This is a genomic window from Blastococcus sp. SYSU DS0753 (assembly GCF_054051175.1).
On record NZ_JBJHAT010000029.1, the window covers coordinates 1 to 21,882 of the forward strand.

Here is a 21,882-nt window from a genome sequence, read left to right on the forward strand (position 1 = left end):
CCCCCCCCCCCCCCCCCCCCCCCCCCCCCCCCCCCCCCCCCCCCCCCCCCCCCCCCCCCCCCCCCCCCCCCCCCCCCCCCCCCCCCCCCCCCCCCCCCCCCCCCCCCCCCCCCGTCGCACGAGAAGGGCGGTGGATCGGGATGAGGGGACGGCTGCGCGGTGAGCGCGGTGCCAGCGCCGTGGAGTTCGCCTTCATCGTGCCGCTGCTGATCGTGCTGGTCATCGGCATCGTCGAGTTCGGCCACGCCTTCCAGGTGCAGGGCACGCTCTCGGCTGCCGCCCGCGAGGGGGTGCGGGCCATGGCGCTGCGCAACGACCCGGTGGACGCGCGCAACGTCGTCCGGACCGCCGCCGCCTCGCTGCACCCGGCGATCACCGACGACCAGATCCACATCACCATCGTCGGCGGCACCGCCGAGACCTGTCCCACCACCGGCGCCGGCGACACCGCCGTCCGCCTCACCATCACCTACCCGAAGCCGTACCTCACGGACTTCTTCGGCGCGGGGATCGAGCTCACCGGAACGGGGGTCATGCGATGCAACGGCTGATCTCGCTGGCCCGGCGCCGGCTGGACGGCGAGCACGGCGCGAGCGCCGTCGTCCTCTCGCTGCTGATGGTCCCCATGCTGGGGTTCGCGGCCATCGCCGTGGACATCGGCGCGCTGTACGCCGAGCGCGCCCGGCTCCAGGTCGCGGCGGACGCCGCCGCCATCGCGGTGGCCCAGGACTGCTCCCGCGGCAACTGCGGCGACATGCTGGCGACCGCCCAGGAGCTCATCACCCTCAACGACCCCACGGGCACGGCCGGCCAGCCCGTGCTCAGCAGCGACCCGGTCAGCGTCACCGTCACCGGTGGTGCCCCCAAGGAGCACTGGTTCGCGCCCGTCATCGGGCACGACTCCAGCCACGTCTCGGCGACCGCGACGGTCGGCTGGGGCGCGCCGAGCCAGGGCACCGCGGTCCTGCCGCTGACCTTCTCCTGGTGCTCGTTCCGGGCGCAGACCGGGGGCGGGCTGCCGTCGACCGAGACGCTGCAGACGATCATGTTCAGCAAGTCCGACGACGTCGGCGGGTGCACCGGGCCGTCGGGCAACTTCGTGCCGGGTGGTTTCGGCTGGGTCGTGCCCGACGCGGGCAGGTGCCACGCCACCTCCGCGATCGGCCAGCGGCTCTCCTCCGACACGGGTGTGTCGCTGCCGTCCGGCTGCTCGGAGGCCGACCTCCAGGGCTGGCTGGGCCGGACGGTCCTGCTGCCGCTCTTCGACGAGTTCGGCGACGGCGGCAGCAACGGCTGGTACCGCGTCTACGGCTACGCCGCCTTCACCCTCACCGGCTACGCGGTCAACGGCTCGATCAGCAGCGGCAAGAAGGTCTGCGGGCCCGGCACCAACTCCAGCGACCGGTGCGTCACCGGCTACTACACCCGCTTCGTCGAGCTCTCCGACGCCTGGACCTACAGCCCGGACGCCCCGCAGCTCGGGGCCTCGATCCTCCGACTCATCCGTTAGGGGCGCCCACGTGAGACGTCGACTCCTGGCCACCGCGGTGGCCCTCGCGCTCGTCGTCGCCGGCACGGTCGTCCTCGTGGGCTACGTGCGCGGCGCGGAGACCCGCGCCCTCGCCGGCGTGCAGACCGTCCAGGTCCTGGTGGCCGAGGCCCTCATCCCCGCCGGCACCCCCGGCGCGGCCCTGGGCGAGCTGGTGGGCATCGAGCTGCTGCCGGCGAAGGCGGCGCTGCCGGGCCGGGTCACCGACCTGGCGACGCTGGCCGACCGCGTCGCCACCGTCGACCTCGCGCCCGGCGAGCAGCTGCTCGACAGCCGGTTCGTACGGCCCGAGGAGCGGCAGGCGCCCGGCACGGTGCCGGTGCCGGAGGGGATGCAGGAGGTGAGCATCGTCCTGGAGCCCCAGCGGGCCGTCGGCGGCCGGCTGGCCGCCGGCGACACCGTCGGCGTCTTCGTCTCCATGGGCGACCCGGCGACGACCCACGCCGTCCTGCACGAGGTCCTGGTCACCCAGGTGCAGGGGGCACCCGCCCCGCCCGCGGCGCCCGCCGACGGGGCGACGCCGGCCGTCTCCGCACCGGCCCCCTCCGGCAGCCTCATGGTCACCTTCGCCGTGACGGCCGCGCAGGCCGAGGCCGTCGTCTTCGCCGCCGAGCACGCCAGCGTCTGGCTGTCCCTCGAACCGCCCGACCCCGACGTCTCCCGCACCCAGGTGCTCACCCCCGACACCATCTACGGAAAGGCCTACTCATGAGCCGCGTCGTCCTGGCCGGAGCCGGCGAGGACCTGGTCCTGCGCGTGAAGGAGGCCACCGGCGGCGATCTGCAGGTGCTGCCGCCGGGCCGGCTGCCCAGCGATCCGGCGCGGCTGTTCGAGCAGCTGGTCGACGACGAGCTGCCCGACGTGCTGCTCGTCGGCCCGCACACGCCGGCGCCCGAGGTGCTGACCCTGGCCGGCCGGCTCGACGTGCAGTCACCGGGCATCACCGTCGTCCTGGTGGCCGACCCGTCCCCGGACATGTGGCGGTCGGCGATGCGCGCCGGCATCCGCGACCTGCTCCCGCCGGACGCCGACGTGGCCGAGATCGCCGCCGCGGTCGAGCGCGCCGGGCATGCGGCGGCCGGCCGTCGCCGGGTGCTGCGGCCGGTGGCCGAGACCGACCGCTACGCCGGCCGGGTCATCACCATCGCCTCGCCCAAGGGCGGCGTGGGCAAGACGACGGTCTCCACGAACCTGGCGATCGGGCTGACCGCGGCCGCACCCCAGTCCACGGTGCTCGTCGACCTCGACGTGCAGTTCGGCGACGTCGCCTCCGCCCTGAGCCTGGTGCCCGAGTACACGCTGCCCGACGCCGTCCACGGGCCGGCCAGCGAGGACACCATGGTCCTCAAGACGTTCCTCACCCAGCACCCCAGCGGGCTGTACGCGGTGTGCGGGTCCGACTCGCCGGCGGCCGGCGACACGATCACCGGTGACGACGTCAGCCGGTTGCTGGCCTCGCTGGCCCGGGAGTTCCGGTACGTCGTCGTCGACACCGCCCCGGGGCTGTCGGAGCAGACGCTGGCGGCGCTGGACCGCGCATCCGACGTCGTGATGCTCACCAGCATGGACGTGCCGGGGGTGCGCGGGCTGCGCAAGGAGATGGACGTGCTCCGCGAGCTGTGCATGATCCCCGCCGGCCGGCACGTCGTCATGAACTTCGCCGACCCCAAGGGCGGCCTGACCGTCCGGGACGTCGAGACGACGATCGGCACGGGGGTCGACGTCGTCCTGCCCCGGTCGAAGGCGGTGCCGGCCACCACCAACCAGGGCGTGCCCATCCTGACCAGCGGCGGCCGCCGCGACCCGATGGTGCGCGAGCTGCGCCGGCTGGTGTCGCGCTTCTCCGCCACCCCGCTCATGAAGGCCAGCCGCTACCGGGCCAAGCACCGGGCGGAGGCGTGAACCTCGCCCAGCGGCTGGAGGCCGCGCGCCAGGGAACGGGGCCCGCCGCGCCCGCGCCCGCGGCCCGGCCCGCAGCCGACGCCGGCACCGACCGGCCGGCGACCGCGGTGCCCGCCCCGGTCGTGCGCCCGGCCGCCGTCCCCCGTCCGACCGGATCGCCCGCCCCTGCGCCGCCGACCGACGCGCTGGCGCGGCTGAAGGACCGCGTGGGCAAGGCCCTGTTCGAGCGCATGGGCAGCCGGATGAACGACCCGTCGATGGCCGAGGACGCGCTGCGCGCCGTCGTGCTCAAGGAGCTCGACGAGGTCGTCGAGGAGGAGAACGTCCCGCTCAGCGCCGAGGAGCGGCAGCGGCTGACCGCCGAGCTCGCCGACGACGTGCTCGGCTACGGCCCGCTGCAGCGGCTGCTCGACGACGACGCGGTCAGCGAGATCATGGTGAACGGGCCGGACTCCATCTACGTCGAGCGCGGCGGCAGGCTCCAGCGCACCGCGACCCGGTTCACCTCCGAGGAGCACCTGCGCCGGGTGATCGACCGGATCGTCTCCCGCGTCGGACGGCGCATAGACGAGTCCTCCCCGCTGGTCGACGCCCGGCTGGCCGACGGCTCGCGCGTGAACGCGGTGATCCCGCCGCTGGCCTTCAGCGGCTCCACCCTGACCATCCGGAAGTTCGCGAAGGACCCGTTCCGGGTCGACGACCTGATCGGCTTCGGCACGCTCTCGCCGGAGATGGCCGAGCTGCTGCACGCCTGCGTCGACGCCCGGCTCAACATCATCGTCTCCGGCGGTACCGGCACCGGGAAGACGACGCTGCTCAACGTGCTCTCCTCATTCATCCCGGAGGGCGAGCGGATCGTCACCATCGAGGACGCCGTCGAGCTGCAGCTGCAGCAGGAGCACGTCGTCCGGCTGGAGTCGCGCCCGCCGAACATCGAGGGCAAGGGCGCGATCACCATCCGCGACCTGGTCCGCAACTCGCTCCGCATGCGGCCCGACCGGATCGTGGTGGGGGAGTGCCGCGGCGGGGAGTCGCTGGACATGCTGCAGGCGATGAACACCGGGCACGACGGCTCGCTGTCGACGGTGCACGCGAACTCCCCGCGTGACGCCATCGCGCGGCTGGAGACGCTGGTGCTCATGGCCGGCATGGACCTGCCGCTGCGGGCCATCCGCGAGCAGATCGCCTCCGCGGTCGACGTCGTCGTCCAGCTCACCCGGCTGCGCGACGGCACCCGGCGGGTCACCCACGTGACCGAGGTGCAGGGCATGGAGGGCGAGACGGTCACGCTGCAGGACGCGTTCCTGTTCGACTACTCCGCCGGCGTGGACGCCTCGGGCAGGTTCCTCGGCAAGCCGGTGCCCACGGGGGTGCGGCCGCGGTTCACCGACCGGTTCGACGAGCTGGGCATCACCCTCTCACCGCGGGTGTTCGGCGCCGCGGAGCCGGCCCGCCCCTCGAGGTGGGAGCGGTGAGCGAGCTCCTCCTGGTGCTCGGCGTCGCCGCGATCTCCGCCGCCCTGCTGATCCTCGCGCTGGTCGTCGTCCCGGCCGGCCCCCCGCGGGTGCCCCTCACCCGGCTCGACCCGTCCGTGGCACCCCCCGCGTCCGCGCTGGCCGGCGCCGGCGCGGCGGCGGGAGCCGCGGTCGAGAAGGTGCTGCTCAAGCGTGGCCGGCTCGCCGCCGGCGCCGCCGCCCTGGAACGGGCCGGCATGGCGACGACGTTGCCGAACTTCGTCCTCGCCGTCGGGCTGACCACCGTCGTCGCCGGGCTCGTCGGCGGGCTGCTCGGCGGCCCGCTGCTCGCCGTGCTGTTCGTGGTGCTGGTGCCCGTCGGCGCCAAGCTGCTGCTCGGCTTCCGCGCCGGGCGGCGGCAGGCCGCGTTCGCCGACCAGCTCGACGACTCCCTGCAGCTGATGGCCAGCAGCCTGCGCGCCGGGCACAGCCTGCTGAGGGCGGTCGACTCGGTGTCCTCCGAGGCCGAGGCGCCGACCTCGGAGGAGTTCGCGCGGATCGTCAACGAGACGCGCGTCGGCCGCGATCTCAGCGACGCGCTCGACGAGGTCGCCGCCCGGATGGGCAGCGACGACTTCACCTGGGTCGCCCAGGCGATCGCCATCCACCGCGAGGTCGGCGGCAACCTCGCCGAGGTGCTGGACGCCGTCGGGAACACCATCCGCGAGCGCAACGCCATCCGCCGTCAGGTCAAGGCGCTGTCGGCCGAGGGCAAGCTCTCGGCCGTCGTGCTCATGGCGCTGCCGTTCGGCGTGACCGGGTTCATCTCGATCACCAACCCCGCCTACATCGCGAAGTTCACCGAGAGCCTCGTCGGCTACGCCATGCTCGCCGCGGCGGCCGTGATGCTGCTGGTCGGGGGCCTGTGGCTCAAGAAGACCGTGGCGATCAGGTTCTGATGAGCAGCGTGCCCGTTCCCGTCCTGCTGGCCGCCCTCGCGGTCAGTGTCGCCGTCCCGCTGCTCGGCTGGGCGCTGCTCGCCCGCCCCTCCGCCGCGACGGCCCAGGCGCGCGACAACCTGGTGCGCGGCCTCGGCCCGACCGGCGCGGCCGCCGCGGCCAGTTCCGGGCCCGGGGTGCTGACCCGCGTCGCCCGGGGCCTGACCCCCCGCGGAACGGTCGCCCGGCTCAACCGTCTCGCCGGCACGGCCGGTCGCCCGGCGGCCTGGCCGGTCCCGAGGCTGGTGGCGGCGAAGCTGGTGCTGGCCCTGGTCGCGGGGGCGCTGGGGCTGCTCGTGGCCACCGCCCGGCCCGGCCCGCTGATCGTCGTGGTCGCCGTGGTGGCGACCGTCGTCGCCTACTTCCTCCCCGAGCTGCTCCTGTACAGCCGCGGCCAGGAGCGGCAGGAGGCGATCGCCCTCGAGCTGGCCGACACGCTCGACCAGATGACGATCGCCGTGGAGGCGGGGCTCGGTTTCGAGTCGGCGATGGCACGGGCCGGGAGCAACGGCACGGGGCCGCTGGCGGAGGAGCTCGTGCGCACGCTGCAGGACATCGCCGTCGGCCAGCCGCGTCGCGACGCCTACCTGGCGCTCGCCGAGCGGACGGGCGTCCCCGACCTGCGCCGCTTCATCCGCGCCGTGGTGCAGGCCGACCAGTACGGCGTCTCGATCGCCGACGTGCTGCGCACCCAGGCGCAGGAGATGCGGCTCAAGCGCCGCCAGCGCGCGGAGGAGAAGGCGATGCAGATCCCGGTCAAGGTGATCTTCCCGCTGATCCTCTGCATCCTGCCGACGCTGTTCATCGTGCTGCTCGGCCCCGCGGTCATGGACATCGCCGCAGCGTTCAGCGGCTGAGCACATCGTCGTCCTCCGGACGACACCGCGGCCCATGGCCGTTCCCCGGCGACGTGGAGCCGTTTCGTCGTCCCTGCGCGGAGGCCTCCGGCCCCCACTCGGGCCGACCCTGCACGGGCCGGCCCGAGTCAGGTCAGCCGGTGGAGCGGGGCTGGGCGGGGTTCGTCGGGTCGCCCTGCGAGGGCGGGTTCATCGCGGGCCCCGTGGTCGCCTCGGAGACCTTGGAGCCGGCCGCGGCGTGCGACGGGTCGTCGGCCGCCGGTGCGGCGGGGTCGCCACCCGAGGGCTGGGCGCCCTCGCGGAGCGCCTGGAGCCGGTTCTCCATGATCGCCACCACCTGCGGGCGGTCGGCGTGGGCGCGTTCGTACTCGAGCACGGTCTCCAGACCCTGGGCGTCCAGCGTCCGGATCCGCGAGGCCAGGCCCTCCACCGGCAGGTGGTCGTAGTCGGGCAGTGGCAGCTGGTCGTGCTCCGTCATCCCTCGTCCTCTCTGCGGGTCCGTGTCGCCGCACCGCCTACCCCCGCCTCCCGGAAACGACACCGGGTGTGAGCTTCCGGCCGGTGGGTAGGCGGCGACGGCGGGAGTCGCGGCTCCGCGCCGCCCCGCCATCCGAACACCCCCGATCGACCGAGGAGTTGTCCCCCCGACATGGACGTGTCCTTCCTGGAGCCGGTGTTCGCCGCGCCCGGGCCCTACGCCACGGTCTGCGCCGACGTCACGCACACCAACGAGAACGCCGACGCGGAGCTGGAGCTGCGCGTGCGTGCGCTCACCGAGCAGCTCGCGGAGCAGGGTGCGCCGGAGACGGTCGTCGAGGCCGTCCGCGGCCGGCTGCTCGAGGGCAACGAGGGCGGCGAGGCCGGCACGCTGAAGGGTCGCGCCGTCGTCGTCGCCTCCGACGGCTCCGTCGTGCTCGACGAGGCGCTGGCCGACGCGCCGGCCCGGGAGACCGCGGAGTGGGCCGACCAGCCCGACCTGGTGCAGATCCTGCCCCAGCTCGCGGGCCGCCTGCCGCACGTCGTCGTGGTCGCCGACCGCACGGGCGCCGACATCACCACGGCCGGGCTCCCCGGCCGGCCCGACCAGGAGAAGCAGGTGGAGGGCGACACCTTCCACATGCGCAAGGTCAAGGTCGGCGGCTGGGCGCACAACACGTACATGCACACCGCCGAGAACCAGTGGGAGGAGAACCTCGGACTGGTCGCCGACGAGCTCGACTCCCTGGCCCGGCGGCTGCCGCTGCGGTTCATCCTCGTCGCCGGTGACGTGCGGGCCCGGCAGATCCTGAGCGACAAGGCGCACGCCGCGTGGTCGGACCTGGTGGTCACCATGGAGGAGGGTGGTCGCGCCGCCGGTGCCGAGCGGGCAGCCATCGACGCCCGCACCGCCGAGCTGATCGCCGAGCACGAGGCACGCGACATCGCAGACGCCCTCGAGAAGGTGCAGGCCGCCGGTGCGCACGGGCTCGCGCTCACCGGCACCGCCGCCGTGGTCGAGGCGCTGCGCAAGGGGCAGGTCGAGACCCTCCTGCTCGCCGACGAGCAGGACGACGCCACCCTCCTGGTCGGCAACGGCCCGCTCGAGCTCGGCGTGAAGCAGCAGGACATGGACTCCCTGGGCGTGCACGGCACCGTCGTGCCGGCCGGCCGGGCGCTGGTCGCCGCCGCCGCCGCCAGCGCGGCCGGGGTGCTCGTCGCGCCCCGTGCGGCGCTCCCCGACGGCGAGCCGGTCGCCGCGATCCTCCGTTACACCGACGACTCGACGCCGTCGGCCTGACATCCGCAACGAAGCCCGAAGGAGAACCACCCGTGAGCGACCCGCACCAGCCCGGCACCGCGCCCGGAACCGATCAGCGCGGCATCGAGCGCCGCGCCGCACTCGCCGAGGCCCTCGGCAAGGAGGTGTGGCCGGCCGACCGCGACCAGTTGATCGCCAAGGCGCAGGAGGGGCCCGCGGCCGACCGGGTGCTCTCGGACCTGCAGCGCCTGCCGGCCGGCCGGCAGTTCGAGAACGTCCAGGAGGTGGCCGAGGCCCTCGGCCTCGGCACCGAGCAGCAGCGGTTCTGACGTGACCACGCAGAAGCAGCCCAGCGCCGAGGCGCTGGACAACGTCACCGAGGACAACGTGGAGACGCGGTCCCAGCTGCTCCCGGAGGAGGCGGCGTTGCAGGGCAGCGGCATGGAGGAGGTCGCCGCCGAGGTCATCCTGGCCGAGTCGGAGGAGCGGACGGTCAACGCCGATCCCGACGACGCCCAGGGTGCCCACCGGCAGTCCGCCGAGACCGCCGACCTGCCCTGACGTGCGGCACGAGCACCCGGTCCGGCTGCGCTGGTCGGACCCCGACATGCTGGGTCACGTCAACCACGCGCGGGCGCTGAGCCTGCTCGAGGACGCGCGGCTCGCGCTGGGCGAGGATCACGCCGGAGGCGGCCTGATCCTCGCCCGGCTCGAGGTCGACTACCTGCGCCAGCTCTACTACCGGGTCGGCGAGGAGCTCTGCGTGCGCAGCTGGGTGACCCGGCTGGGCACGAAGTCCTTCACGATGCGGCAGGAGCTGGCGCAGGACGGCGAGGTGGCCATCCGGGCCGACGTCGTCCTGGTGGTCTTCGACTTCGCGGCGAACACGAGCCGGCCGATGACCGACGCCGAGCGCGCGCACTGGAGCAGGTACCTGGAGGGCTAGCTAGCTCTGGCCGTAGGCGGCCCAGAGCCGCGGGAAGCGGGCGGCGAACCACTCGTCGTCATCCTGCGGGAACGGCTCACCGGACGGCTCACCGAACTGGTCGTCCACCTCGTCGGGCCCCGGGTCCAGGTCCTCCTCGGCGAAGCCGCGGTCCTCCAGCACCTCCAGGGGTGCGTAGGCCCACTCCTCGGCGCACCCGAAGTCGTCCTCGTCCTCGTCCCACTCGAGGTCGGCCAGGGCGTCCGGATCGGCGAGCACGCGCTCGTAGGCGGCCTGTCCCTGGCTGATCAGCCAGTTCCGGAAGTCGAGGAAGGCGTCGTCGCTCGCGCCGCCGAGCGCGAGGTACGCGGCGGCCCAGAGGTCCCAGCGGTTGGCCCGGGCGCGGGCGGCCATCAGCTGGCGGTAGAAGCCGAGGACGTCGTCGTCCGAGAGCTCCTCGAGGGCGGCCGTGAGGGTCGCGACGTGCTCGGCGACCACCGAGTCCTTCGCGGTCTCGGCCGCCTCCGCGCGGGTGTCCTCGACCAGCGTCCAGAAGGTGTTCGCGTCCACGGCGGGAACCTACCGGCGCGCGCGGTGGTGCCGTGGTCGTCCCGGCCCTCCCGTTCCTAGGAGGAGACCGGCTCGGCGGGGCGCAGCCGTGACGGGGTGGTGCTGTCACGCACGACGAGCCGCGTGGCCAGCTCCAGCCGCGGGCTCTCGATGGTCTCGCCGTCCACCATGCGCAGCACCGTCCGTGCTGCCAGCACGCCCATCTCGGTCAGCGGCTGGTGCACCGTGGTGAGCGGCGGGGAGGACCAGCGGGCCTCCGGCAGGTCGTCGAACCCGACGACGCTGACGTCCTCGGGCACGCGCAGGCCCCGGCGCCGGACTCCTTCGTAGATCCCCAGTGCCATCTGGTCGTTCGCGGCGAAGACGGCGGTCGGCGGGTCGGGCAGGGCCAGAAGGCGGTCGGCCGCGCGGGCTCCCGAGGCGTAGCCGAAGTCGCCTTCCACCACCAGGTCGGCGTCGAACGGCAGCCCGGCGGTCTCCAGGCCCGCCCGGTACCCGGCCAGGCGGGCGCGGCTGGCCCAGAGATCGGGCGTGCCGGCGACGAAGGCGATGCGCCGGTGGCCGAGCCCGGTCAGGTGCTCGGTGGCGCTGAGGCCGCCCGCCCAGTTGGTCGCGCCGATGGTCGGCACGTCCAGCTCCGGGACGCCGGCCGGGTCGACGACGACCGCGGGGACCTGCAGGTTGCGCAGCTCCGCGTCGAGCTCGGGGTCCAGCTCGCTGGTGACCAGGATGGCGCCGTCGCTGGCCCGGGCGCCGAGGTTGTCCAGCCACCCCCGGGTGGCGCTGGCCCGGCGGTGGATCGCGGTGACCACGGTGCCCACGCCTGCCGCGTGGGCGACGTCCTCCACCCCGCGGATGATCTCCAGCGCCCACGGGCTGTCGAGGTCGTTGAAGACCAGGTCGATCAGCCGCGCCCGGGCCCGGCCGCCTCGGCGCTGGTAGCCGTGGTCGCGGAGCAGCTGCTCCACGCGCTCGCGGGTCTGCGGAGCCACGTCGGACCGCCCGTTCAGGACGCGGGAGACCGTCGGGACCGACACCCCGGCCGCCGCGGCGATCGCCGCGATGGTCACCGCGCCGGTCTGCTCGTCGGCCAACGGACCTCCTCCTGGTCGGGGCGGCCAGCCTACGGCCGGCCCCGCGGCCCCGGGCGGGTGCGCCGCGGAGCTCCCCCCGACGGGCGAGGGCCGGCCTCCGGCGACGGCGTCCGATGCCCGCGGGTTCCCGTATTGACGCCCACATGTGACCTACGTAACGTCCGGGCTCCGGTTTCCGGAAACTTTCGGAAGCTGTTCCGACGTCTCGAGGGAAGGCAAACCATGCGCTCTGTGAGGTTCGGTTCGCGGGCGGCAGCCCGTTGCGCGGTCGGGGTGGCCCTGGTCCCGGTCGCGATCTCCGCCGCGGTCCTGCCCGCCGCGGCGGCGCCCCAGGACCAGGCGGCACCGACGGCCCAGGCCCAGGAGGACCGGGCCGGCGGCCCAGCCATCCGGAACGGCCTGCGCACCGTCGCCCCCGACGACCTGGTCATCGGGACCGCGGTCGCCGGCGGGGGGCACCACGTGGACGCCGGCTACCCCGATCCGTTCACCCGCGACCCCCGGTACCGGAAGGTCCTCGCCACGGAGTTCAGCTCGGTCTCCCCCGAGAACCAGATGAAGTGGGAGTTCATCCACCCGGAGCCCGGGGTCTACAACTTCGGGCCGGCGGATGCGATCGTCGCATTCGCCGAGCGGCACGGGCAGGAGGTCCGCGGCCACACGCTCCTCTGGCACAGCCAGCTGGCCGACTGGGTCACCGAGGGCGACTACACCGACGAGGAGCTCCGGACCATCCTCAAGGAGCACATCCAGACGGTGGTCGGCCGCTACGAGGGCCGCATCGACCAGTGGGACGTCGCCAACGAGATCTTCGCCGACACGTGGGACGACGGCGGCGTGCGGCTACGGGACGGTTCGACGGGCGCGACTGCCAACATCTTCATCCAGCGGCTCGGCCCGGGGATCATCGCCGACGCCTTCCGCTGGGCGCACGAGGCCGATCCGGAGGCGAAGCTCTTCCTCAACGACTACGCCGTCGAGGACATCGGCCCGAAGAGCGACGCCTACTACGAGCTCGCCAAGCAGCTGCTCGCCGAGGGGGTCCCGCTGCACGGGTTCGCCTTCCAGGCCCACCTGGACCTGCAGTACCCCTTCCCGGAGACCCTCGACGAGAACATGCAGCGCTTCGACGACCTGGGGCTGGAGACCGCGATCACCGAGCTGGACGTCCGGTTCACGCTCCCCGAGAGCGGGGTGCCCACCGCGGAGCAGCTCGCCGAGCAGGCGGACACCTACGAGGGCGTCCTCGAGGCCTGCCTGTCGGTGGACGACTGCAACTCCTTCACCATCTGGGGCTTCAACGACAAGTACTCGTGGGTCCCGAGCTTCTCGCCCGGCCAGGGGGCGGCGACCGTGATGTTCGAGAACTACGAGCGCAAGCCCGCCTACTGGGCCCTGCACGAGACGCTCGCGGAGGCGCAGGCCGGGCGGTGACCGGCCCGGTCCGACCCGCCGGACCCGCCTGAGCGCCGGGCGGTCGCTCCTCGACCCGGGGAGCGGCCGCCCGGTCCCGTCGGGCGGGTGGACCCGCCGTCCGGCGGGACGGCGGCCCGATCAGGTGATCATCTCCGTCCCCCGGGGTAGGGCCGCACCCGAACCGAGAGGAGACAGCGATGCCGAAGACGACGAAGAAGGGCGACGCGAAGCAGTCCGAGCTGCCCAGCACCCTGCGACGCTCGGACAAGAAGGCCCAGCGGACGTTCACCAAGGCCTACGACTCGGCGGTGGACGAGTACGACGACGAGGAGCGCGCCAACCGCGTCGCGTGGGCGGCGGTCAAGCACTCCTACGAGAAGGTCGGCGACCACTGGGAGAAGAAGGAGGGCGGCAAGAAGGGCCCCTCGGACGCCCAGGCCGCCGGCGGCCGCGGCACCGGCAAGCAGACCAAGGGCGGCGTCGACGCGAACGCCACCAAGGAGCACCTGCAGGAGCTCGCCAAGAAGCTCGACATCTCCGGCCGCTCGAAGATGAAGAAGCAGGAGCTGGTCGACGCCATCCAGAAGGCGAACGACAAGAAGACCGCCCAGGCCCGCACGAAGTGAGGTCACCGCGTCGCCGCTTCCCTGGTCCAGGGGAGCGGCGGCGCGTCAGCCGATGAGCTGGAACTCCGTCTGCCGGCCGGCGAGGTACTCGACGCCGTCCGCAGTGAGCGCGATGCCCTCCTCGAGCCCCAGCCGCACGCACTGGCCGTCCCACTCCGGCACGGGCCGGCGCACCGCGAGCTCCAGGGCGTAGGCCGTGTCGGCGTGCACCGGGTAGTCGCCCGCGCCCGGCACGTCCCGCTGCTGGTCCCACTGGCCGATGGCCGGCCCCGCCCCGTGGCCGTGGTAGCCGATCGGGTGCGAGTAGACGTCCCCGTCCAGGCCCTCCGCTGCCGCGGCGGCGCGGGCGGCGGCCAGCACTTCGTTGCCCGTCCGGCCCGGGAGGAGCGCGGCCGCGGTCAGCTCCTGCAGCCGGTTGGCCGCCCGCATGGCGGACCGCAGGCCCTCGGGGGCGTCGGTCTCGCCGGGCCGCAGGACGTAGGCGTTGCGCTGCGTGTCGGTCCGCAGCCCCAGCGAGCTCAGGCCCACGTCGCAGTGCAGCAGGTCCCCGGCCCGGACCACCGCGTCGGAGGGGACGGCGGGCAGCAGCGTTCCCCCGTCCTCGACCAGGGGCACGCCGGCGCGCTGCACCAGCACCGACGGCTGGAACCACGGCTCCACGCCCAGGTCGTGGAGCCGCTGCCGCAGCCACCACGCCACGTCCAGCGCGGTGGTCCGGCCCACCCGGACGACGGCGGGGGAGAAGGCCTCCGCGATCACCTGGTGCGCCAGCCGGTTCATCCCCCGCAGCGCCTCGATCTCCTCCGGCAGGCGGGTCTCCAGCCAGCTCACCGCGAGCTGCTCGGCCGACACCAGCCGGTCCGCGTACGGGCCGAGCGCCTCGGTGAGCAGCCGGTGCTCGGTGTGGGAGAGCCCGTCGGCCAGGGCGAAGCGCTCGGAGACGTCGATGCCGATGCGGCGCGGGCCGGCCTGCTCCACGAACCGGCGGACCTCCGCCCACTGGGCGCGCTCGGCGGGCTCCCGCGGGTCGGCGGTCCACGCAGGCAGGAACTGGCCGACCGGGTAGCGGGAGACCGCGGCGGGGGTGACGCCGTCGTCGCTGCGGTGCAGCAGCAGGATGGTGCGCCGGCGGGCGGACAACCAGGTGGCCGGGAGCAGCGTGGCGAGGACCGGGTCCTCGTCGTACTCCCGTCCGGCGACGATCCACAGATCGATGCCCGCCCGGTCCATGAGACCGGGGAGGACGTCGAGCAGCCGCTGGGTGAGCCATCGGTCGCGCACGTCGGCCTGCTCGCGCAGAGGCAGAGGCACCGTCCGCGTCGGGTCGGGCGCGACGAGCGTCATGCACCTAGCGAAGCAGAGAACCGCCGAACGCACCGGTCGAGAGCACCGTCCGGCCCCCGCCGGCGGCCGGGCTAGGAGCTGGCCTGCTCCGCCCGGGGGCTGCGGGCGCGCGGGACCACGGCGGTGGCCACCCGGTCCCGCCCCTCACGCTTGGCCCGGTACATGGCGGCGTCGGCCTCGTCGACCAGCCGCCACAACGCCGCGACGGCGTCATCCCCCTCGCCCGGCCGGGTGACGGCCAGGCCGATCGACGCGGTGACCACGTGCCCGCCGGCGCCCTGTCCGCGGGCGACGGCAGCCCGCAGCCGCTCGGCCAGCCGGCGGGCCTCCGCAGGGTCGCCCACCGAGCCCACGACGACGAGCTCCTCGCCGCCGGTGCGGGCGAGCACGTCCGCGGGCCGGACGGCGGCCGACAGCGCGGCGGCCACGGAGCTGAGGACGGAGTCGCCGACGGCGTGCCCGAACTCGTCGTTGAGCCGCTTGAAGTGGTCGAGGTCCAGCACCATGGCGCAGATCCGGGTCCCGTCCCGCCGGGCCTGTCCCCAGAGGCGCTCGGCCTGCTCGACGAGGTAGCGGCGGTTGTGCAGCCCGGTGAGCGGATCCAGGTGGGTGAGGGTCGCGGTCTCCACCAGCAGGCGCTGCACCCGCCGGCGCAGCAGGTAGACCGCCGTCGCCGCGACGTTCAGCGTGACGGCGCTGACCCCGACCTGGACGCCGAGGGCCACGGCGCTGTCGTAGCTGGGCCACAGCGCGGCGAGGCAGACGCCGGTCGTCACCGCCATGTGGACCGCCAGCGCCCGGAGCTCCAGGAACCAGGCGGCCGCCAGCGCGGGGAACAGGAGCATCAGCGGGGTGGCGTAGCGCAGGGGATCCTGGATGCAGAGGACCACGACGAGGTAGATCAGATCTCCGAGCAGCACCAGGACGAGCGTGTACCCGGGGCCGATCCGGCGGCGCGCGGCGAGTGCCGCGGCGAGGGCGAGCAGCAGCAGCATGGTGCCCGCGTAGGCCCACCGCGCCACCCCCTCGCGGAGCACGCCGTCCACCAGGAGGTTGACCGAGCCCATCACACCGCCCATGGCCAGCAGCACGGCGACGGTGACGGCGGCGACGCGGTGCTCGTGCCCACCGGGGGCGGCCGGCCCGGAGCAGACGGGGGCGGAAGTGCGCAGGTCCGGGCCGATCACGGGTGCAGGATGCCGCACCAACCGGCGTTCCGGCACCCCCTGTGCGCCGCCGGTCACCCTGGGGTGCGAGCCCGGGCGGTCGTCGTCCGAGCGGACCCGCGCGCCGGGTGGAAGGCTGAGGTCGTCCGACGAGTGGAGGAGGTCGCGCATGGCCGGGGGGCCCTGGTTCTTCTGTCTCAAGCACCACCGGGTCGAGGACCGCGACGGGTGCGCCGAACGGCACCGGCTCGGGCCGTACGAGACCCGGGAGGAGGCCGAGCAGGCGCTCGCGGCCGTCGCCGAGCGGAACGAGCGGCTCGACGCGGAGGACCGCGAGTGGGAGGAGCGCTGACCCCCGTCCCGGGGGCCAGGCATGATCGGTCCCAGCCGCCGGGTCGTCCGGCGCCGTGGAAGGGGTGGACGTGACGGACGGTCGCGCGGTCGAGGAACTGGTCGTGGGAGTGCTGGGCGGCACGGGCCCGCAGGGGCGTGGGCTGGCCGTCCGGCTGGCCGCCCAGGGCCAGCGCATCCTGCTGGGCTCCCGCGACGCCGAGCGCGCCGCCGAGGTGGCCGCCGAGGTGGCCGAGCGGGCCGCGACGGTGGCCGGCGGGGTCGAGGTGTCGGTCACCGGGGGCTCCAACGTGGACGTCGCGGGCGCGGCGGACCTGGTCATCGTCGCCGTCCCCTTCGCCGGACACGCCGCGACTCTGGCCGAGCTCGCCACCCCGCTGGCCGGCAAGATCGTCGTCGACTGCGTCGTGCCCATGGGCTTCGACGAGCTCGGTGCCTACGTGCTCGACGTCGAGGAGGGCAGCGCCGCGCAGCAGGCGGCCGCGCTGCTGCCGGACTCGCACGTGGTCGGCGCCTTCCACCACCTGTCGGCCAAGCTGCTCGAGGACCTCTCGAAGCCCACGATCGACGGCGACGTCATGGTGGTCGGCGACGACCGCGCCTCGATGGACACCGTCCAGGCGCTGGCCGGCCGGCTGCCGGGGATGCGGGGGATCTACGCCGGCCGGCTGCGCAACGCCCGCCAGGTGGAGGCGCTGACGATCAACCTCGTCTCGGTCAACCGGCGCTACAAGGTGCACGCGGGCGTCCGGATCACCGACGTCTGAAAGGACCCCGTCCTCCTCGCCCTTCGCATGCTCAGGGTGAGCCTCTGGGCGGGGCCAGGGGAGTTGAGCCGTGACCGGCGCTGGAATCCGCGACGACCAGCGGCGGCCCTACGAGGGGCCGCCGCCGCGGCGGGTCGTCTCGCTGGTGCCGTCGCTGACCGAGGCGATCGCGGCCACCGACACCGGGCTGCTGGCCGGGGCGACCGACTGGTGCACCCATCCGGCCGGGCTCGACGTCCCGCGGGTCGGCGGCACCAAGTGGCCCGACGTGGGCCGGGTGCTGGAGCTCCGCCCCGACCTGGTGGTCGCCAACGCCGAGGAGAACCGGGACTCCGACGTCGCCGCGCTCCGGGCCGCCGGTGTACCCGTGTGGGTGACCGCGCCGGCCACCGTCGATCAGGCGCTGGACTCGCTCGCCCGGCTCTGCGGCGTGCTGGGCCGCCCCGACCCGGGCTGGCTGGCCGACGCTCGCGCGGCCTGGGAGGCACCGGCGCGGCTGCCGGACGTGCCGGCGGTCGTCCCGATCTGGCGCCGCCCGTGGATGGTGCTGGGCCGTGACACCTTCGCCGGTGACGTGCTGGCCCGGCTCGGCGTCCGCAACGTGTTCGCCGGGCATGCCGACCGGTACCCGAAGCTCGGCCGGGACGAGCCGGCGACGGTGCCCGCGGAGCTCGTGGTGTTCCCCGACGAGCCCTACGCGTTCACGCCCGACGACGGCCCCGAGGCGTGGCCGCAGGCTCGGCCGGTGTTCGTCAGCGGCCGGCACCTCACCTGGTACGGCCCCTCGCTGGCGGAGGCGCCGCAGGTGCTGGCCCGGCAGCTGACCACCTGAGCGGACCGGTGACGTGCTGCGCCGCGCGCGGCCGGCTCCGGGGGTCGTGCGCACGCACTGGGGGCGTTGCAGGGCGCCGACAGCGGGAGCTCGACCCCCAGAGCGAGCTGAGTGGCTACTCGAAGGAGTGCTCGGGGCCGGGGAACGCCCCGCCGCGGACGTCGTCGGCGAACTCCTGCGCGGCCCGCAGCAGCTCGCCCCGCAGGTCGGCGTACTTCTTCACGAACTTCGGCACCCGGCCGCCGTTGAGCCCGGCCATGTCCGGCCACACCAGCACCTGCGCGTCGCACTCGACGCCGGCGCCGATGCCGATCGTGGGGATGGCGAGCTCCTTGGTCACCTGGGCGGCGACGGCCGCCGGCACCATCTCCAGGACGACGGCGAACGCACCGGCCTCCTGCACCGCGTGCGCATCGGCCAGCAGCTGCTCGGCCCCGGCCCCCCGGCCCTGCACCCGGTAGCCGCCGAGGGCGTGCTCGCTCTGCGGCGTGAAGCCGACGTGCGCCATGACCGGGATCCCGGCCTCGGTCAGCAGCCGGATCTGCGGCGCCACCCGCACCCCGCCCTCCAGCTTCACCGCCTGGGCGCCGCCCTCCTTCATCATGCGGACGGCGGTGTCGAACGCCTGCTGCGGGCCCGACTCGTAGGACCCGAACGGCAGGTCGGCGACGATCAGCGCCCGCTTGGTGGAGCGGGTGACCGCCTTGGTCATCAGCAGGATGTCCTCGACGGTCACCGGCACGGTGCTGGTGTGCCCGAGCACGACGTTGCCCGAGGAGTCGCCGACGAGCATGACCGGGATGCCGGCCTCCTCGAAGATGGCCGCGCTGTAGGTGTCGTAGGCGGTGAGCATCGCCCACTTCTCGCCGCGTGCCTTGGCCTGCTGCAGGTGGTGGATGCGCACCCGCGCCGTCGACTGGCCGCCGTAGAGGACCGACTCGCTCACGCCTGTGCTCCTTCCCGCACGGTGGGGAGGGTCTCCCGCCAGCGGCTGGTGATGGGCAGGCGCCGGTCGCGCCCGAACGCCTTGAGACTGATCTTGGTGCCCGGCGCCGACTGGCGGCGCTTGAACTCCGCGGCGTCCACCAACCGGAGGACGCGCGCCACCACTTCTGGGTCGTGCCCCCGCTCGAGCAGCTGGGCCATGCCGAGGTCGCGGTCGACGTAGTCGGCGATCACCGCGTCGAGCTCGTCGTAGGAGGGCAGCGAGTCACTGTCCACCTGACCCGGCGCCAGCTCGGCCGACGGCGGCTTGTCGATCGAGTTCTGCGGGATCGGCTCGGTCTCGCCACGGCGGCGGGCCTCGGCGTTGCGCCAGCGGGCCAGCTCCCAGACCAGGGTCTTGGGCACGTCCTTGATCGGGGCGAAGCCGCCGGCCGAGTCGCCGTAGAGGGTGGAGTAGCCGACGGCGATCTCGCTCTTGTTGCCCGTCGTCAGCAGGAGGTGGCCGTGCTGGTTGGACAGCCCCATCAGGAGCGTGCCGCGGACCCGGGCCTGCAGGTTCTCGGCGGCGACCCCGGAGAGCTCCACCGAGGACTCGTAGGCGTCGACCATCGGCGCGATCGGCACGACGGAGTAGTGCAGGCCGGTGCGGCGCGCAAGGTCCTCGGCGTCGGCGAGCGAGTGCTCGCTGGACCACTTCGACGGCAGCCCGACCCCGTGCACCCGGTCGGCGCCCAGCGCGTCGACGGCGAGGGCGGCGCAGACGGCGGAGTCGATGCCCCCGGAGAGACCGAGCACCACCGAGGGCATGCCGTTCTTGTCGATGAAGTCGCGCAGACCCAGCACCAGGGCCCGCCACACCTCCTCGCAGTCGCTGAGCGGTTCGGCGACCGTGGCGGGGCGCGGGTCGAAGGCGGGCACCGGCTCCTCGCTCAGCACGTGCCGGGTGACGGTCATCGGCCCGACCCGGCCCGAGCGGCGCTCGGGCACCGCGGACGGGTCCAGCGCGAGGTCGACGGTGAGCAGGTGCTCGACGAACTGGGGGGCGCGGGCCAGCAGTTCCCCGGTGGGGGAGACGGCCATCGAGTCGCCGTCGAACACCAGTTCGTCCTGCCCGCCCACCTGGTTGCAGTACAGGATCGCCGCCCCCGCCTCGGCCGCCCGGCGACGCACCAGCGGGAGCCGGAGGTCGTCCTTCGCCCGCTCGTACGGGGAGGCGTTGGGGGAGACGACGAGGTCGACCCCGGCCTGGCCGGCGACCCCGCACGGCCCGCCCTCGACCCAGAGGTCCTCGCAGACGGTGAGCGCGACGTCCACGCCGTGCAGCCGCACCACCGGTAGCTCGGTGCCGGGCACGAAGTAGCGCGCCTCGTCGAAGACCCCGTAGTTGGGCAGGTGCCGCTTGTAGTAGCGGACGACGACGTCGCCACCGTGCAGCAGGGCCGCCGCGTTGCGGGGAGCACCCCGGCGGGGGTTGGCGTCGCTGGGCCGGTCGTCGTCGGTGGGCGGCTCGTCGACCGGGGCCGGTCCGCTGCCCTCGGTGTGCGCCAGGTACCCCACGACGACGGCGAGCTCGCCCAGCCCGTCGGCGGCCAGCCGGGCCGCGAGGTCCACCAGCGCCTGCTCGCTGGCGCGGGCGAACGACTCGCGCAGCACCAGGTCCTCCGGTGGGTACCCGGTGAGCGTCATCTCCGGGAAGACGACGAGGTGCGCGCCGGCGGCCGCGGCCTCCGCCGCCCACCGGAGGACCAGGTCGCTGTTGCCCGCGAGGTCACCGACCCGCGTGTCGACCTGGGCGAGGGAGACCCGCATCTGCACCGGCTGCTGATCGCTCACGCCGCCAGTCTCGTCGCCCACCAGGGCCGACGGCCAGGTGGGGGCGCGACACGGGCACCGTCGCGGCCGGGAACCGTGTGCGGATCGCCCGGATTGGGCAGGCTTGCGCCGACGTCACACACCTGAAACGAGCGGACTGGATCATGGCCGGTATGGACCGACAGCAGGAGTTCGTCCTGCGGACCCTCGAAGAGCGCGACATCCGTTTCGTGCGGCTGTGGTTCACCGATGTCTCCGGCTACCTCAAGGCCGTCGCGGTGGCCCCGGCCGAGATCGAGGCCGCCTTCGCCGAGGGCATCGGCTTCGACGGCTCGGCGATCGAGGGCTTCGCCCGCGTCTACGAGTCCGACATGCTCGCCAAGCCCGATCCCGGCACCTTCCAGGTGATGCCGGCCCGCGAGGGCCGGGCCAGCGACACCGCGCGGATGTTCTGCGACATCACGCTGCCCGACGGCTCGCCCTCGTGGGCCGATCCCCGGCACGTGCTGCGCCGGACCCTGGCCAAGGCGGCCGACATGGGGTTCACCTTCTACACCCACCCCGAGATCGAGTTCTTCCTGCTCAAGGACCTGCCCACCGACGGCACCGCACCGGAGCCCGCCGACACCGGCGGCTACTTCGACCTCTCCACGCACAACGTGGCGCACGACTTCCGGCGCGAGGCGGTCTTCGCCCTGGAGGCGATGGGCATTTCCGTGGAGTTCAGCCACCACGAGGTCGCCCCGGGGCAGCAGGAGATCGACCTGCGCTACGCCGACGCGCTGTCGATGGCGGACAACATCATGACGCTGCGGCACGTCGTCCGGGAGGTCGCGCTGGCCCAGGGCGTGCACGCCACGTTCATGCCCAAGCCGTTCACCGAGCTGGCGGGCTCGGCGATGCACACCCACCTGTCGCTGTTCGAGGGCGACCGCAACGCCTTCCACGACCCGGCCGACCCGATGCGGCTGTCGACCACCGGCAAGCAGTTCATCGCCGGCCTGCTGACCCATGCCCGCGAGGTCACCGCGATCACCAACCAGACGGTGAACTCCTACCGCCGGCTGCTGGCCGGTACCGAGGCGCCCACCGCGGCGACCTGGGGTCGGGCGAACCGCTCGGCGCTGGTCCGGCTGCCGAGCTACAAGCCCAGCAAGGCGCAGTCGGCCCGGGTCGAGGTGCGCTCGCCGGACTCCGCGTGCAACCCCTACCTCACCTTCGCCGTCCTGCTGGCCGCCGGCCTGCGGGGCATCGAGAAGGGCTACGAGCTGCCGCCGGAGGCCGAGGACGACGTCTGGTCGCTCACCGACACCGAGCGCCGCGCGGCCGGCTACGAGGACCTGCCGGTCAGCCTCGGCGAGGCGCTGACGGCGATGCAGGGCAGCGAGCTGGTCGCCGAGACGCTCGGCGAGCACGTCTTCCAGTTCTTCCTGCGCAACAAGTGGGAGGAGTTCAACTCCTACCGGCAGAACGTCACGCCCTTCGAGCTGCGCCGGTACCTCCCCGGCCTCTGACCCGCCCGCTCTGGGAGTGCTG

24 protein-coding genes are annotated in these 21,882 nt (G+C 74.0%); 17 read left to right on the forward strand and 7 right to left on the reverse strand.

Annotated elements, in window-relative coordinates:
- Positions 1 to 140: 140 nt before the first annotated feature.
- The 7 genes from ACI799_RS17785 to ACI799_RS17815 are packed head-to-tail and all read left to right on the forward strand — an operon-like array spanning position 141 to position 6,760.
- Positions 141 to 551: a TadE/TadG family type IV pilus assembly protein gene (locus tag ACI799_RS17785; protein ID WP_456613597.1), complete on the forward strand. Its 411-nt coding sequence runs from the start codon at positions 141 to 143 to the stop codon at positions 549 to 551.
- Positions 539 to 1,510, forward strand: coding sequence for a pilus assembly protein TadG-related protein (locus tag ACI799_RS17790; RefSeq protein ID WP_456599185.1), 972 nt, complete (start codon positions 539 to 541; stop codon positions 1,508 to 1,510). Before ACI799_RS17785 ends, ACI799_RS17790 begins: the two co-directional genes overlap by 13 nt.
- A 10-nt stretch (positions 1,511 to 1,520) precedes the next feature.
- Positions 1,521 to 2,261 carry a Flp pilus assembly protein CpaB gene (cpaB, locus tag ACI799_RS17795; RefSeq protein WP_456589016.1) on the forward strand — a complete coding sequence of 247 codons (741 nt, stop codon included), beginning with the start codon at positions 1,521 to 1,523 and terminating at the stop codon, positions 2,259 to 2,261.
- A complete protein-coding gene (locus ACI799_RS17800; protein ID WP_456613598.1) occupies positions 2,258 to 3,451 on the forward strand; it encodes an AAA family ATPase in 1,194 nt (397 codons plus the stop codon). The genes cpaB and ACI799_RS17800 overlap by 4 nt, the downstream gene beginning before the upstream one ends.
- Positions 3,448 to 4,926 carry a CpaF family protein gene (locus ACI799_RS17805; RefSeq protein ID WP_456589018.1) on the forward strand — a complete coding sequence of 493 codons (1,479 nt, stop codon included), beginning with the start codon at positions 3,448 to 3,450 and terminating at the stop codon, positions 4,924 to 4,926. The genes ACI799_RS17800 and ACI799_RS17805 overlap by 4 nt, the downstream gene beginning before the upstream one ends.
- On the forward strand, positions 4,923 to 5,864 hold the full coding sequence (locus tag ACI799_RS17810; RefSeq protein WP_456613599.1) for a type II secretion system F family protein: 942 nt from the start codon (positions 4,923 to 4,925) through the stop codon (positions 5,862 to 5,864). The genes ACI799_RS17805 and ACI799_RS17810 overlap by 4 nt, the downstream gene beginning before the upstream one ends.
- Positions 5,864 to 6,760, forward strand: a complete 897-nt coding sequence (locus ACI799_RS17815; RefSeq protein ID WP_456599187.1) for a type II secretion system F family protein — start codon at positions 5,864 to 5,866, stop codon at positions 6,758 to 6,760. Before ACI799_RS17810 ends, ACI799_RS17815 begins: the two co-directional genes overlap by 1 nt.
- A 133-nt stretch (positions 6,761 to 6,893) precedes the next feature.
- On the opposite strand, the gene ACI799_RS17820 is transcribed toward ACI799_RS17815, so the two are convergent.
- Entirely contained in the window at positions 6,894 to 7,238 is a 345-nt protein-coding gene (locus ACI799_RS17820; protein ID WP_456589021.1) for a hypothetical protein, read from the reverse strand.
- Positions 7,239 to 7,409: 171 nt separating this feature from the next.
- Here ACI799_RS17820 and ACI799_RS17825 point away from each other — a divergent pair, with 171 nt between their 5' ends.
- The 4 genes from ACI799_RS17825 to ACI799_RS17840 are packed head-to-tail and all read left to right on the forward strand — an operon-like array spanning position 7,410 to position 9,444.
- Positions 7,410 to 8,537: a baeRF2 domain-containing protein gene (locus ACI799_RS17825; RefSeq protein ID WP_456589022.1), complete on the forward strand. Its 1,128-nt coding sequence runs from the start codon at positions 7,410 to 7,412 to the stop codon at positions 8,535 to 8,537.
- A gap of 32 nt (positions 8,538 to 8,569) precedes the next feature.
- The gene (locus tag ACI799_RS17830; protein ID WP_456589023.1) at positions 8,570 to 8,827 is read left to right on the forward strand and encodes a DUF2795 domain-containing protein; all 258 of its coding nucleotides are present in this window, start codon (positions 8,570 to 8,572) and stop codon (positions 8,825 to 8,827) included.
- Between the two features lies 1 nt (position 8,828).
- Positions 8,829 to 9,059 (forward strand): hypothetical protein, encoded by a 231-nt coding sequence (locus ACI799_RS17835; RefSeq protein WP_456589024.1) that lies wholly within the window; start codon positions 8,829 to 8,831, stop codon positions 9,057 to 9,059.
- Between the two features lies 1 nt (position 9,060).
- Positions 9,061 to 9,444 carry an acyl-CoA thioesterase gene (locus tag ACI799_RS17840; protein ID WP_456589025.1) on the forward strand — a complete coding sequence of 128 codons (384 nt, stop codon included), beginning with the start codon at positions 9,061 to 9,063 and terminating at the stop codon, positions 9,442 to 9,444.
- Here the strand turns inward: ACI799_RS17840 and ACI799_RS17845 are convergent, their stop codons facing one another.
- On the reverse strand, positions 9,445 to 9,993 hold the full coding sequence (locus ACI799_RS17845) for a DUF4240 domain-containing protein (protein WP_456613600.1): 549 nt from the start codon (positions 9,991 to 9,993) through the stop codon (positions 9,445 to 9,447).
- A gap of 56 nt (positions 9,994 to 10,049) precedes the next feature.
- A complete protein-coding gene (locus ACI799_RS17850; protein ID WP_456613601.1) occupies positions 10,050 to 11,087 on the reverse strand; it encodes a LacI family DNA-binding transcriptional regulator in 1,038 nt (345 codons plus the stop codon).
- Between the two features lie 231 nt (positions 11,088 to 11,318).
- Here ACI799_RS17850 and ACI799_RS17855 point away from each other — a divergent pair, with 231 nt between their 5' ends.
- Together ACI799_RS17855 and ACI799_RS17860 are read left to right on the forward strand one after the other, a co-directional pair.
- On the forward strand, positions 11,319 to 12,521 hold the full coding sequence (locus tag ACI799_RS17855; RefSeq protein ID WP_456589028.1) for an endo-1,4-beta-xylanase: 1,203 nt from the start codon (positions 11,319 to 11,321) through the stop codon (positions 12,519 to 12,521).
- A gap of 179 nt (positions 12,522 to 12,700) precedes the next feature.
- Positions 12,701 to 13,129 carry a ChaB family protein gene (locus ACI799_RS17860; protein WP_456599192.1) on the forward strand — a complete coding sequence of 143 codons (429 nt, stop codon included), beginning with the start codon at positions 12,701 to 12,703 and terminating at the stop codon, positions 13,127 to 13,129.
- 45 nt (positions 13,130 to 13,174) lie between these two features.
- On the opposite strand, the gene ACI799_RS17865 is transcribed toward ACI799_RS17860, so the two are convergent.
- Both ACI799_RS17865 and ACI799_RS17870 read right to left on the reverse strand, forming a co-directional pair.
- Positions 13,175 to 14,473, reverse strand: coding sequence for a M24 family metallopeptidase (locus tag ACI799_RS17865; protein ID WP_456613602.1), 1,299 nt, complete (start codon positions 14,471 to 14,473; stop codon positions 13,175 to 13,177).
- A gap of 71 nt (positions 14,474 to 14,544) precedes the next feature.
- Positions 14,545 to 15,660: a diguanylate cyclase gene (locus ACI799_RS17870; protein ID WP_456589031.1), complete on the reverse strand. Its 1,116-nt coding sequence runs from the start codon at positions 15,658 to 15,660 to the stop codon at positions 14,545 to 14,547.
- A 148-nt stretch (positions 15,661 to 15,808) separates the two neighbouring features.
- Here ACI799_RS17870 and ACI799_RS17875 point away from each other — a divergent pair, with 148 nt between their 5' ends.
- The 3 genes from ACI799_RS17875 (at position 15,809) to ACI799_RS17885 (ending at position 17,589) form a co-directional block, all read left to right on the forward strand.
- Positions 15,809 to 15,991: a hypothetical protein gene (locus ACI799_RS17875; protein WP_456589032.1), complete on the forward strand. Its 183-nt coding sequence runs from the start codon at positions 15,809 to 15,811 to the stop codon at positions 15,989 to 15,991.
- Between the two features lie 70 nt (positions 15,992 to 16,061).
- Positions 16,062 to 16,757, forward strand: a complete 696-nt coding sequence (gene npdG / locus ACI799_RS17880) for an NADPH-dependent F420 reductase (RefSeq protein ID WP_456589033.1) — start codon at positions 16,062 to 16,064, stop codon at positions 16,755 to 16,757.
- A 70-nt stretch (positions 16,758 to 16,827) separates the two neighbouring features.
- Positions 16,828 to 17,589 carry a helical backbone metal receptor gene (locus tag ACI799_RS17885; protein WP_456613603.1) on the forward strand — a complete coding sequence of 254 codons (762 nt, stop codon included), beginning with the start codon at positions 16,828 to 16,830 and terminating at the stop codon, positions 17,587 to 17,589.
- A 115-nt stretch (positions 17,590 to 17,704) separates the two neighbouring features.
- On the opposite strand, the gene panB is transcribed toward ACI799_RS17885, so the two are convergent.
- Positions 17,705 to 18,535, reverse strand: a complete 831-nt coding sequence (gene panB / locus ACI799_RS17890; RefSeq protein WP_456613604.1) for a 3-methyl-2-oxobutanoate hydroxymethyltransferase — start codon at positions 18,533 to 18,535, stop codon at positions 17,705 to 17,707.
- Entirely contained in the window at positions 18,532 to 20,367 is a 1,836-nt protein-coding gene (locus tag ACI799_RS17895) for an NAD+ synthase (RefSeq protein ID WP_456589036.1), read from the reverse strand. The genes panB and ACI799_RS17895 overlap by 4 nt, the downstream gene beginning before the upstream one ends.
- A 152-nt stretch (positions 20,368 to 20,519) precedes the next feature.
- Here ACI799_RS17895 and ACI799_RS17900 point away from each other — a divergent pair, with 152 nt between their 5' ends.
- The gene (locus tag ACI799_RS17900) at positions 20,520 to 21,860 is read left to right on the forward strand and encodes a glutamine synthetase family protein (protein WP_456589037.1); all 1,341 of its coding nucleotides are present in this window, start codon (positions 20,520 to 20,522) and stop codon (positions 21,858 to 21,860) included.
- Positions 21,861 to 21,882: the final 22 nt, after the last annotated feature.